Origin of the sequence: Mesobacterium pallidum, assembly GCF_019966535.1 — a bacterium.
Classification (GTDB): Bacteria; Pseudomonadota; Alphaproteobacteria; order Rhodobacterales; family Rhodobacteraceae; genus Mesobacterium; species Mesobacterium pallidum.
Map to the genome: position 1 here is coordinate 235,379 of NZ_JAIMID010000007.1, position 12,534 is coordinate 247,912.

Genomic DNA, 12,534 nt, shown 5'->3' on the forward strand with positions numbered 1-12,534 from the left:
AGGCTCACAGCGCCTTGGCCGCCTCGAGCACCTCGGCCGCGTGGCCTTCGACCTTGACCTTGCGCCATTCGCGGGCGATCGCGCCCTCGGCGTCGATCAGGAAGGTCGCCCGTTCGATCCCCCAGAAGGTCTTGCCGTACATGCTCTTTTCCTTCCAGACGTCATACTTTTCGCAGACGTCGCTGTCTTCGTCCGACAGCAGTGGCACGCCAAGGTCATGTTTCTTGGTGAAATTCTCGTGCTTTTTCAGGCTGTCCTTCGAGATCCCGAACAGCTTCACCCCCGCGGCGTCGAACTGCGGCTTCAGCGCGGTGAAGTCGAGGTTTTCCATCGTGCAGCCGGGCGTGTTGTCCTTGGGATAGAAGAACAGCACCACCGGCGCGCCGCGCAAGGAGGACAGGGTCACCTCTCCCTCCGGGCTTGGCAGCGTGAAGTCAGGAGCGGAAACGCGCGCATCGGACATGAAAATCCCCCTTTGGCTTTGGTGTCGTCCCCATCCATATTAGTCCCTGTACCGAAAGGGCAAGGGCACGAGGCGGCAGACCCTAAGTGGCAGGCGACATGCAAGACGAACAAGGGGAGGCGACGGCCGCGGCGCCGCCGCCCAGGCCGTCGCGCCTGCGCCATGTGCGGCACTTGCGCCACCTGCGGCACACCAAGCATCTGGGCACCATCGGCGTGTCGCTTTTGTCGGCGCTGGCGACGCTTGCGCTGGTGGCTGTGCTGGTACTGCCCGAACGCCCCTTGCCCGCGCCCGGCTGGGTGCGCGAGCGGGTCGAGACGCGGCTGGCCGAGGCGGTGCCGCAGGTCGATGTCAGCTTTGGCGAGATGGTGCTGCTGGTCGAGGACGGCTGGCGCCCGCGCGTGCGTCTGCGTGACGTGGACATTGCCGCGCGGGGGGGCGATCACCTGGCCGCGCTCACGCAGATCGACATCGTGATGGCACTGAGCCCGCTCATGCAGGGGCAGGTCAAGCCGCATGCCATCGAGCTCTCGGGCGTCTTCCTGACCGTGCGGCGGCTGGGCGACGGGTCCTTCGACTTCGCGCTCGATACCGGCAATGCGCTGGGGCAGTCGCTGGACGTGCCCGCGCTGATGGCGATGCTGCACGGCACGCTGGCCGCCGACGCGCTGAGTGCTCTGGACGAGGCCGGGCTGCGCGCGCTGACCCTGCGCTACGAGGACACGCGCACGGGCCGTGGCTGGACGATGGACGGCGGCCGCATCCGGCTGGCCCGCGGGGCCGAGGGGGTCGAGATCGGCGGCGATCTCGCGCTCCTCGGTGGTGGGGCGGATGTCGGCACGCTCGAGCTCAGCCTGGATGTGCCCACCGGCTCGAACGCGGCCGAGCTTGGCCTGCGCTTCGTCAACCTCGAGGCGCAGGACATGGCCTCGCAATTCCCCGCTCTGGCCTGGCTCTCGGCGCTGCGCGCGCCGATCTCCGGCTCCATGCGCGCGCGGCTGGGTGCGGATGCGCAACTGGCCGATCTGAACGCCACGTTGCAGATCGGCGCCGGTGCCGTGCAGCCGACCAACAGGACGCGCCCCGTGCCGTTCCGCTCGGCCCGGGCCTATCTTGCCTTCGAGCCGGCCAGCGGGCGGCTACGGTTCGACGAGATCAGCATGGAAAGCGACTGGCTGACCGTCCGGGCCGAGGGCAAGGCGATGCTGCAGGTCGTGCGAGAGGATGGTCGCGCCGAGGTCGCAACCGGCTGGCCCGACCAGTTGCTTGCGCAGATCGCCTTTTCCGAGGTCGCGCTGACCCCCGGCGACTACTACCCCGAAGGTCTGACCATCGACCGCGCCGCGCTCGACATGCGGCTCGAGCTCGACCCGTTCCGCCTCACGCTGGGCCAGGCGAGCCTTGCGCTGGAGGGCCAGGCGCTGACGGCCAACGGATCGCTTGCCGCCGGCTACGATGGGTGGGAAATCGCGCTGGACGTCACGGCCGACGATGTCGCGCCGCAGACGGTCGTCGCGCTCTGGCCGCTGGGGGTCAAGCCGCGCACCCGGGCCTGGCTGGACGAAAAGCTGCTGGGCGGGCGGGCCGAGAACGTCCATTTCGCCCTGCGCCTTGCGCCGGACCTGCCACCGCAAAGCCACCTCGGGCTCGACTTCACCGGGGCCGAGCTGATCTGGATGCGCTCCATGCCAACCCTGCAGGACGCGACCGGCCACCTGTCGATCACCGGACCGCGCATGGTGGTGGTGGCCGACCGGGCCAAGGTCGTCTCGCCCCAGGGCGGGCTGGTCGAGATCGCGGGCAGCTCGATGGTGGTCGAGGATATCGGCCAGCCGGGCGCGCCGGCCACGCTGACCATCGACAGCGCCAGCACCGTGACCGCCGCGCTGGCGCTGCTGGACCAGGAGCCGCTGAACTACCTCACCAAGGCGGGCCGCCCGGTGACGCTGGCCGATGGGCGGGCGGACGGGCGCACGGTGCTGACGCTGCCGCTCAAGCCGGGGGTGCAGCCGAACGAAGTGCGGTTCGATGCCGAGGTGGCGGTGACCGACGTGCGCTCGGACACGCTGGTGCCGGGCCGGGTGCTGGCCGCGCCGCGGCTGACGCTACGGGCGACGAACGAGGGGTTGCAGGTGCAGGGCGCGGCGCGCCTTGGCCGCGTGCCGGTGACGGGCACCTGGACCATGCCCTTCGGCCAGCCCGGCGCGGGCAGCCGGCTGGAGGGCACGGTCGAGCTGTCGGAACGCTTTCTTGACGAGTTCAACATCCAGCTGCCGCCGCGCAGCCTGTCGGGCCGGGGCGAAGGGCAGCTGAGCCTCGAGCTGCCGGCGGGCGGCGCGCCGCGCTTCACCCTGACCTCGACGCTGGCGGGGCTGGGGATGCAGCTGCCGCAGATCGGCTGGGGGATTTCGCAGGGCACCCGCGGCAAATTGCGCGTCTCGGGCGCGCTTGGCACGCCCGTCTCGGTGGACAGCCTGTCGCTCGAGGCGCCGGGGCTGGATGCCTTGGGCCGGATCGAGCTGGACGGCAATGGCCAGTTCCGCCGCGCGGTCTTTGACCGGGTGCGGGCGGGGGGCTGGCTGGACGCGCCGGTGACGCTCAGTTCGCGCGGGCGGGGCGCCGCGCCGGCCATCGCCATCGGCGGCGGGCGCATCGACATGCGCAGCCTGCCGGACAGCGCGGGCGGCGGCGGCGGGGGCAACGCAGGGGGGCCGGTGACGCTGGCGCTCGACCGGTTGCAGGTCACTGACCAGATTTCGCTCACGAACATGCGCGGCGAGTTCGTCACCAACCGAGGGCTCGAGGGCGCCTTTGCCGGCCAGGTCAACGGCGCCGCCCCGGTCTCGGGCCGCGTGGTGCCGCAGAACGGCCGCTCGGCCTTGCAGGTCACCTCGGCCGACGCGGGCCAGGTGCTGCGCGCGGCCGGGCTGCTCAAACGCGCGCGGGGCGGCGAGATGGTGCTGAACCTCGTGCCCGTCGGCGGGGCGGGCAGCTTTGACGGCGCGCTGCGGGTGACCAACACCCGGCTGCAGGACGCACCCGCCATGGCAGAACTGCTGAACGCGATCTCGGTCATCGGCCTGCTCGACCAGCTGAACGGGCAGGGGATCCTGTTTTCCGAGGTCGACGCCCGCTTCCGTCTGACCCCCGGCCAGGTGATCGTCAGCCAGTCCAGCGCGGTGGGCCCCTCGATGGGGATCTCGATGGACGGCTATTACGACACCGCCAGCGGCGCCTTCGACATGCAGGGGGTGCTGTCGCCGATCTACCTGGTGAATGCGGTCGGCGCGATCTTCACCCGCAAGGGCGAAGGGCTTTTCGGCTTCAACTTCAACCTGCGCGGCACGGCCGAGGCGCCGCAGGTCTCGGTCAACCCGCTTTCGGCCTTCACCCCGGGCATGTTTCGTGAAATCTTCCGCCGACCACCGCCAGACCTGACGCGATAGAGCATGAAACTTTCCGATTTCGACTTTGACCTGCCCGAGACGCTGATCGCGACCCGGCCCGCAAGGCCCCGGTCTTCGGCCCGCCTGCTGGTGGCCGAAGGGGGCGGAATCACCGATGCCATCGTGCGCGATCTGGGCGACTACCTGCGCCCCGGCGACCGGCTGGTGCTGAACGACACAAAGGTGATCCCTGCGCGGTTGACCGGCACGCGCTGGCGCGACTCGGCGCAGGGCCGCGTGTCGGCGAAGGTCGAGGCGACCCTGCTCGAGCCGCGCGCGGACGGCAGCTGGGCCGCGCTGCTGAAACCGCTGCGCAAGGTGGGGATCGGCGAAGAGATCGTGTTCTCCGACCAGCTTTCGGCCCGCGTGGTGACGAAAGGCGACGGGCAGGCGGAGTTGGCCTTCAACCTGACGGGCGAGGATTTCGACACCGCGCTGGCCGAGGCGGGCGCCATGCCGCTGCCGCCCTACATCGCGGCCAAGCGGCCGGCCGATGCGCAGGACCGCACGGATTACCAGACCGTCTGGGCCGCGCGCTCGGGCGCCGTGGCTGCGCCCACCGCGTCGCTGCATTTCGACGACGCGCTGCTGGACCGGCTGAAGGGCATGGGCGTGGCGTTCACCCATGTCACCCTGCATGTCGGCGCCGGCACCTTTCTGCCGGTCAAGGTCGAGGACGTGGCGACCCACAAGATGCATGCCGAATGGGGCGAGGTGAGCGAGGCCGCCGCCGCCGAGATCGCGGCGACGAAAGCCGCGGGCGGGCGGGTGATCCCCGTCGGCACAACGGCGCTGCGCCTGATCGAGACCGCCGCCCGCGACACCGGCGCGATCCGGGCCTGGACGGGTGACACCGACATCTTCATCTACCCCGGCTTCCAGTTCCGTGTGACCGACGCGCTGATGACCAACTTCCACCTGCCGAAATCGACCCTGCTGATGCTGGTCTCGGCGCTGATGGGGCTGGACCGGATGCGCGGCATCTACGACCATGCGATTGGCGAAGGCTACCGCTTCTTCAGCTACGGCGACGCCTCGCTCCTGGTGCCGGACAAGACAAAACCGGCGACGGGTTGACGCGGGCCACCCCTTTGTTAGGCAGGCGTTAACAACCCGTCATGCAATCGTCGCAGAGGGCGGCCATGCCCGCGTTGCGACCCCGCGTGTCGTTTTGGGACCAGACCCGGACGGAAATGGGCTGCTAGCCCGGAAGAAGACCACGTCGGCCGACCATGCGCCGTGCAAAGTCGCGCCTGCCGCGACGAGAAGGAGCCTCGATGCTGTACGTTCTGAAAAACGCCTGGGCGCTGCTTCTTGGCATGTGCCTGTTGATGATCGGCAACGGCCTGCAAGGCACCCTGCTGGGCGTACGCGGCGGGATCGAGGGCTTTTCGACCTTTGAGATGTCGCTGGTCATGTCGGCCTATTTCCTGGGTTTTCTCGGCGGGTCCCGGTTCGCCCCCGAGATGATCCGCCGCGTCGGCCACGTCCGGGTATTTGCGGCGCTGGCCAGTTTCATCTCGGCCGTGCTGATCATCTACCCGACCCTCGCCAACCCCTGGGTCTGGGTCGCGGGTCGGGTGTTGATCGGCTTCTGCTTTTCGGGCGTCTACGTGACCGCCGAAAGCTGGCTAAACAACGCCTCGACCAACGAGACGCGCGGCCAGTCGCTGTCGCTTTACATGATCGTGCAGACCATCGGCATCATCACCGCGCAGGGGCTGATGCTGGTGGCCGATCCAGGCGGCTTCGTGCTGTTCGTGATCCCCTCGGTGCTGGTCTCGATCTCGTTCGCGCCGATCCTGCTGTCGATCGCGCCGACACCGGCCTTCGATCGCACCAAGCCGCTGAGCCTGCGGCAGCTGTACAAGATCTCGCCGCTGGGCGTGACCGGCATGTTCCTGCTCGGCTCGGTCTTCTCGGCGCAGTTCGGCATGTCGGCGGTCTTCGGCCAGCAGGCCGGGCTGACCCTGCCGCAGATCTCGATCTTCGTGTCGTTCTTTTATATCGGCGCGCTGATCGTGCAATATCCGCTGGGCTGGCTGTCGGACCGCATGGACCGCCGCCGCCTGATCATGATTGTCGCCGTTCTGGGCGGGACGGGGGCCCTGGTCGGCTTTGTCATGGGGCAGACCTACTACGCGCTGCTGATGGCCGCCTTCGCCATCGGCGGATCGTCCAACCCGTTGTATTCGCTGCTGATCGCCTACACCAACGACTTCCTCGATTCCGAGGACATGGCCGCCGCCTCCGGCGGCCTGATGTTCATCAACGGGCTCGGCGCGGTCTCGGGGCCAATCATCACCGGCTGGCTCATGGGGGTCATCGGGCCTTACGGATATTTCCTGATCCTGCTGGTGCTGATGTATGCGCTTGGCGCCTATGCGCTCTACCGCATGACCCAGCGCCCGGCGCCCCGGGTGGACTCCACCTCTGCCTATGCGCCGGTCATGCCGACCTCGTCGCCGGTGGCCCTTGAAACCGCACAGGAATACGCCATCGACAGCGCCGAAGCCGAAGAAAGCGGCAAGTCGTCCTAAGCCGCCTGACCCATCGCATGGGTATGGAAATCACGACTACGTTTTTTGTCGCGATTGACGCAATTTGTTACTGTTTGACCGCGCGTCGCTTGTGTAACGGTTGAATGACGGGGAAGAGTTATTTTGGTGGAGGAGAGGATGGAGACTCCCGACAGCATCCTGAGTTTCTGGCTGGACGAGATCGGTCCCAAGGGGTGGTATCAACCGCCCGAGGGCCTGGACGAGACCATCCTCACGCGGTTCGAGGAAACCTGGCAAGGCGCGATGGACGGGCGGTACGGCCTCTGGCTGACCTATCCCGGCGGCGCGCTGGCCTATATCATCCTGACCGACCAGTTCCCGCGCAACATGTTCCGCGGCAAAGGGCGGGCCTTTGCCTCGGACGAGATCGCCAAGGCGGCCGCCAAGCAGGCGATCCATCGCGGCTGGGACATGAAGATCGACGAGCCGGCGCGGCAGTTCTTCTACATGCCGCTGATGCATTCCGAATGCATGTCCGACCAGGAGCGTTGCGTGCGCCTGATGAAGGAACGGATGCCCGAGACCGGAGCGTCGAACCTCGTGCATGCCCGCGTGCACCGCGAGGTGATCCGCCGCTTTGGCCGCTTCCCGTATCGCAACGTTGCGCTGTCGCGCCGCACGACCGGGGCGGAGCAGCAATTCGTCGAAGGTGGCGGCTACGGCGAGGTTCTGCAAGAATTCCAGAAGGCGTCCTGACGCCTCGGGCTTGAACGGTTTGCGCTGCGTCCCCGGCCATGGGGGCGCGGCGTTTTGTTTGGCGGGTGGCGGTCCGGCCGCCTCCCGGCGTTGTCGTGCCGATGCCAAACTCCCAACATGATCAGCCGGTGACTTGCGCCCATTAAGGGCATGACCATTGATGGGGGCATCACGTGCGCGACGTCGTCCTTCCGTCGATCAAGCTGGTCAGTCATCCGGGGCAGGCGCCGGACAGCGGTTGCTTTGTCGGCGATGCGCCGCAATGGACGCAGGACCTCGACTGGCCCTGCGATGTGCGGGGCCGGCGCTGGTGGATCTTGCGCAGTTTGCCCTGGGTCGCCTTCCGACGGAGGTCGAGGTGGACCGCGTGGCGCTGCCGCTGCCAGAGTTTCCGCGCAGGGGCACGCTCTTTCCCCTTCCGCCTGTTCAGACGAGGCGGTCTGCCAGATGGCACCGGGCACGATCCGCGATCTCCATTCGGGAAAGGATGTATCCGTCCTCGCGCCACCGGACGCGCCGGGGCTCGGCCCCTGAGCGGCGGTCGCAAAAAGTGACCCCTGGGATAGCCTGCGCCGCCACGCGCCCGAAACGCTCGAAACCTTCGGCGCGCCGCGGATGGATCTGCGGGTGCCCCTGTCGCCGGTTCGCGACGTGACCAGGGCGACGGCCGCGCACCTGGACACCCATGCACAATCCGTGCCGCAGCGCGCCGCGCCCGAACATCCGGCAGACCGGCTCGCCGCCTTGCAGGACCAGCAGTCCGCGCGTCGTCCGGTGCCGGTCCATGCGGTGCCGCATGGTCTGGGGAAGCCCTTGCCGCACTGGTTGCCGAACCTTGTCGCGTGCATGTCGGGCAAGATCCTGCTGCTGGAACGCGACACGGATTGAAGCGCGAACATGATGTGGGGCGACCCTAGCGGTTTCCAGCGGTGGATCGACCCGGCAGACTTTGCGCGCGGCGGGTTGGACCCGGCGGTGACCGCGGTCGAGGGCTGCTGACCCGCGCGGTTAGGCGTTGAAGCCCCGGGGGGCTTCCTCTAGCGTTTTCCAAGGATGAGACCGGGGAGGGCGCAATGGCCGACACTACCTTCGACATGATCGTGATCGGGGCCGGGCCCGGCGGCTACGTGGCCGCCATCCGCGGCGCGCAGCTGGGGCTGAAGGTCGCCATCGTCGAACGCGAACACATGGGCGGGATCTGCCTCAACTGGGGCTGCATCCCGACCAAGGCGCTGCTGCGCTCGGCCGAGGTGTTCCACCTGATGCAGAACGCCAAGGCCTATGGGCTGAAGGCGGACGGTGTGTCCTACGACCTCGGCGCGGTGGTGCAGCGCTCGCGCAAGGTGGCGGGGCAGTTGTCGGGCGGGATCGACCACCTGATGAAGAAGAACAAGGTCACGGTTTTCCGCGGCGAGGCGACTCTGCCGGCTAAGGGCAAGGTTTCGGTCAAGGGCGAGAAAGGCGCGCAGGAGATCGCTTCAAAGCACATCGTCCTGGCCACCGGCGCCCGGGCGCGCGAACTGCCGGGGCTCGAGGCCGACGGCGATCTCGTCTGGACCTACAAGCATGCGCTGCAGCCCGTACGGATGCCCAAAAAGCTGTTGGTCATCGGCTCGGGCGCCATCGGGATCGAGTTCGCCAGCTTCTACAACACGCTCGGCGCCGACACGACCGTGGTCGAGGTGATGGACCGCGTGCTGCCCGTGGAGGACGCCGAGATCAGCGCCTTTGCCAGGAAGCAATTCGTCAAGCAAGGCATGAAGATCATGGAGAAGGCGGCGGTCAAGAAGCTCGACCGCGGCAAGGGCAAGGTGACGGCCCATATCGAGAGCGGCGGCAAGGTCGAGACGGCCGAGTTCGACACGGTGATTTCCGCCGTCGGCATCGTCGGCAACGTGGAGGGGCTGGGGCTGGACGCGCTCGGCGTCAAGATCGACCGGACCCACGTGGTGGTGGACGACCTCTGCCGCACCGGCGTGGACGGTCTATATGCCATCGGCGACATCGCCGGCGCGCCCTGGCTGGCGCACAAGGCCAGCCACGAGGGCGTCATGGTGGCCGAACTGGTAGCGGGCGGGCATCCGCACCCGATCCGGCCGGGCTCCATCGCCGGCTGCACCTATTGCCATCCGCAGGTCGCCAGCGTCGGCATGACCGAGGCCAAAGCGAAAGAGGCCGGTTACGAGGTCAAGGTCGGCCGTTTCCCCTTTGTCGGCAACGGCAAGGCCATCGCACTGGGAGAGCCGGAGGGGATGGTCAAGACCGTCTTCGACGCGAAAACCGGCGAGCTTTTGGGCGCGCATATGGTCGGCGCAGAGGTGACCGAGCTGATCCAGGGCTACGTGGTCGGGCGCCAGCTGGAGACGACGGAAGAGGACCTGATGGCCACCGTCTTCCCGCATCCGACACTGAGCGAGATGATGCATGAAAGCGTGCTCGACGCTTACGGCCGCGCGATCCATTTCTGAGGCTGGGCAGTGGTTTCGGATTGCTGCGCAATCCGACCGGGGCGCGGCGGCTGCGCCGCCGCGCGGGCCAGTGACAGGTCCGCCGCACATCGTCGCCGGTGCGCATGTGGCGCGCAAGAGGGGGCGCTGCCCCCGTCGCCAAGGGCGACTCCCCCGGAGTTTATGGGCAAAATGAAGGCCGGATCGGTGCGCCGCGGATGGGTCCACGCTGCGCAGATTTCTTTCATTACTCCCGAAATACTCCGGGGGTGAGGCCCAGGGGGCCGAGGGGGCTGGCCCCCTCTGACTGGCCTTGGATCACGCGCGGCGGGCGGCCATAATCCAGATCGCCGTCAACCCGAGCGAGATCAACGCGTTCCAACCGGCCATGGACAGGCCGAACATCTCCCACGGGATCTCGTCGCAGCGCACCAGCGGCGCGGCCATGATCTGGTTCAGCAGGTCGTCCGTCGAGAGGCCGCCAATGGGGCCCGAGGTGCAGGTGGTCGGCCCTTCCCACCAGCCCTGTTCGACGCCGCTGTGGTAGATGCCGATCCCGGCGGTCGTCGCAGCGGCGGCAGCCCCCAGCCAGGCCAGTCCGCGCTGCCCCAGCGCCAGCGCGCCGATGGCGATGGCCGCCACATGCGGGTAGCGTTGCCAGTAGCACAGCTTGCAGGGCGGCATCTCGCCGATGAACTGGAAGGCGAGCGCGCCGAGGATCAGGAGGGTCGAGCCAAGTGTGGCCAGCAGGATCAGGCGGAAGGAGTTCACAGGTACCTCACCAGGACAAAGCCCCCGAAGAGGAGCACGAGAAAGAGCGTGAAGACCAGCGCGAGGCGCCGTTCGATGAAGTCGCGGATCGGCGCGCCGAAGGTCCGCAGCAGCGCCGCCAGCACGAAGAACCGCAGCCCACGCGCCAGGATCGAGGTCGCCACGAAGGTCGCCAGCGGCATGCCGGTCCAGCCGGACATGATGGTGATGACCTTGTAGGGAAAGGGCGTGATCCCGGCGGCCAGAACGGCCCAGAAGCCGAAGTCGTTGAAGCGGGTGTTGAACTCGGTCATGGCGTCGCCCTTGCCCATGCTCTCGAGGATGGGCTGTCCGATCTGTTCGAAGGCCAGCGCGCCGATGGCATAGCCCAAGAGGCCGCCGATCACCGATGAGACCAGCGCCACGGTGGCGATCAGCCAGGCGCGGCGCGGGGCCGCGAGGATCATGGGAATCATGATGACATCGGGCGGAATCGGAAAGACCGAGCTTTCCACGAAGCTGACCAACGCGAGCACCCACAGGGCGCGGGGGTGGTCGGCCATCCGCAAGGTCCAGTCGTAGAGACGCGTGAGCATGATCCTGCCTTTTTTCCCCTTAGGCCCCGATTTCCCGGAGGGGTCAAGGCGCAGATTTGCCCTTTCACAGGCTCGTGCAACCGGCTAAACGAGGCTTCGGTGGCCCGAGTGGCGGAATGGTAGACGCAGGGGATTCAAAATCCCCCGCAGCAATGCGTGTGGGTTCGAATCCCACCTCGGGCACCACATCTTCGGCTAACGCATTGGTTTCGCTTCAGCTTCTTGCAGTTGCTTGGAGCCGTAGACCATGTCGGAGACCAATTCACCCGCGTTCACCTTCGTGAAGTCAGGGATTTTCTACTTCAGCCGTCGCATCCCGACCGAGCTGAAAACCCACTACACATCGCCGCGCATCGCGTTTTCTTTGCGCACCAGGTCAGCCCGGATCGCCGAAGCCAGAGCCAGACGGGCAGCCGATCAGCTGGACGAGTACTGGTTTCATCTGCGGTCACAATCCAAGGAACTGCCCGGCAAGCACATGCTCCGGCTACAGCGTGATCCTCGAGCTGCCACGGCAGGTGTTCCCGAGGTCGAGACGATTTCCAGCTCCATCACGCTGTCCGAGGGAATGACGCTCTACCTCAAGCATAAAGGGGCAGGGCGTCCGGTCACCTTCCATCGTGCCGCCGAAAGGGCGTGTGGCTACGTCATCGACGCTTGCGGAGACAAACCGCTGGATGCCTACACCCGAGCCGAGGCAAACGCTTTCCGCGACAGCCTCATCCAACGGGGGCTTGCAGGCAGCAGCATGACACGGGTCTTCGGAACGGTGCGGTCGATCATCAACTTCGCTGCAAGCGAGCAGGGCATTGCCATGACCAATCCCTTCGCCGGGGTCTACTACGACCGCGACGCCGGGGTGTCCGACCGCCAGCCAGTGCCGACCATGGCCCTGCGCAAGCTGCAGCAGGAGTGCCACGTTCTCGACGATGATCTTCGCTGGCTAGTCGCGTTGGTCTCGGACACCGGGATGCGGCTTGCGGAAGCTGCTGGCATGACCCGTGCCGATTTCGAGAGGGACAGCAGCGGGGCCTTGGTGGCGCATGTGCGTCCTCACCCGTGGCGGCGTCTGAAGACCAAGGGCAGCGAACGGGTGGTCCCGCTTGAGGGCGAGGCTCTGTGGGCCGCAGAGCGCATCCTCGGGCAAGGCGATGGGTCCAAGTTCGCGTTCCCGCGCTACAACAAGCAGGCCAGCACCAATGCCAATGCTGCCAGCGCCGCGCTAAACAAATGGATGAAGGCGAATGGCGGGGAAGGTGCCACGATGCACGGCTTCCGTCATGCCATGCGGGACAGGCTGCGAGCGGTCGAGTGCCCTGCCGACATCGTGGACCAGATCGGGGGCTGGCAGACGGAAGGTGTCGGTCACGGCTACGGCTCAGGTTACCCTGTTGAGGTGTTGCGAAAGTGGATGAAGGCAGCGACGCGGGCCGACATGGTCTACGGCTCCAAGCAACTGCAAGAAGCTGAAGCGAAACCAATGCGTTAGCCGAAGATGTGGTGCCCGAGGTGGGAGGGTCATTGTTGACTGGCTCCCGTTACAGGCACCTCGGCGATGGTTCGCGTCAGCAAATC

General features: G+C 67.0%; 10 protein-coding genes and 1 tRNA gene. 8 read left to right on the forward strand and 3 right to left on the reverse strand.

Annotation, left to right across the window (positions count from 1 at the left end; translation table 11 throughout):
• Positions 1 to 4: 4 nt before the first annotated feature.
• The gene (locus MF270_RS12655; RefSeq protein ID WP_238366255.1) at positions 5 to 463 is read right to left on the reverse strand and encodes a peroxiredoxin; all 459 of its coding nucleotides are present in this window, start codon (positions 461 to 463) and stop codon (positions 5 to 7) included.
• A 98-nt stretch (positions 464 to 561) separates the two neighbouring features.
• Here MF270_RS12655 and MF270_RS12660 point away from each other — a divergent pair, with 98 nt between their 5' ends.
• From MF270_RS12660 to lpdA, 6 genes are all read left to right on the forward strand, one after another.
• Entirely contained in the window at positions 562 to 3,909 is a 3,348-nt protein-coding gene (locus MF270_RS12660) for a DUF3971 domain-containing protein (RefSeq protein ID WP_238366256.1), read from the forward strand.
• Between the two features lie 3 nt (positions 3,910 to 3,912).
• Positions 3,913 to 4,986, forward strand: a complete 1,074-nt coding sequence (queA, locus tag MF270_RS12665; RefSeq protein WP_238366257.1) for a tRNA preQ1(34) S-adenosylmethionine ribosyltransferase-isomerase QueA — start codon at positions 3,913 to 3,915, stop codon at positions 4,984 to 4,986.
• Positions 4,987 to 5,186: 200 nt separating this feature from the next.
• On the forward strand, positions 5,187 to 6,449 hold the full coding sequence (locus tag MF270_RS12670) for an MFS transporter (protein ID WP_238366258.1): 1,263 nt from the start codon (positions 5,187 to 5,189) through the stop codon (positions 6,447 to 6,449).
• 138 nt (positions 6,450 to 6,587) lie between these two features.
• Positions 6,588 to 7,166, forward strand: coding sequence for a DUF924 family protein (locus MF270_RS12675; protein ID WP_238366259.1), 579 nt, complete (start codon positions 6,588 to 6,590; stop codon positions 7,164 to 7,166).
• A 615-nt stretch (positions 7,167 to 7,781) separates the two neighbouring features.
• Positions 7,782 to 8,054 (forward strand): hypothetical protein, encoded by a 273-nt coding sequence (locus MF270_RS12680; protein WP_238366260.1) that lies wholly within the window; start codon positions 7,782 to 7,784, stop codon positions 8,052 to 8,054.
• A 185-nt stretch (positions 8,055 to 8,239) separates the two neighbouring features.
• Positions 8,240 to 9,634, forward strand: a complete 1,395-nt coding sequence (gene lpdA, locus MF270_RS12685; protein ID WP_238366261.1) for a dihydrolipoyl dehydrogenase — start codon at positions 8,240 to 8,242, stop codon at positions 9,632 to 9,634.
• A gap of 297 nt (positions 9,635 to 9,931) precedes the next feature.
• Here lpdA and MF270_RS12690 read toward each other — a convergent pair whose 3' ends face one another.
• Both MF270_RS12690 and MF270_RS12695 read right to left on the reverse strand, forming a co-directional pair.
• Positions 9,932 to 10,384 (reverse strand): disulfide bond formation protein B, encoded by a 453-nt coding sequence (locus tag MF270_RS12690; protein ID WP_238366262.1) that lies wholly within the window; start codon positions 10,382 to 10,384, stop codon positions 9,932 to 9,934.
• Entirely contained in the window at positions 10,381 to 10,959 is a 579-nt protein-coding gene (locus MF270_RS12695) for a YqaA family protein (protein WP_238366263.1), read from the reverse strand. Before MF270_RS12695 ends, MF270_RS12690 begins: the two co-directional genes overlap by 4 nt.
• 102 nt (positions 10,960 to 11,061) lie before the next feature.
• Here MF270_RS12695 and MF270_RS12700 point away from each other — a divergent pair.
• Both MF270_RS12700 and MF270_RS12705 read left to right on the forward strand, forming a co-directional pair.
• Positions 11,062 to 11,145: transfer RNA gene (locus MF270_RS12700), tRNA-Leu, on the forward strand.
• A 61-nt stretch (positions 11,146 to 11,206) separates the two neighbouring features.
• Entirely contained in the window at positions 11,207 to 12,448 is a 1,242-nt protein-coding gene (locus tag MF270_RS12705) for a DUF6538 domain-containing protein (RefSeq protein ID WP_238366264.1), read from the forward strand.
• Positions 12,449 to 12,534 lie beyond the last annotated feature (86 nt).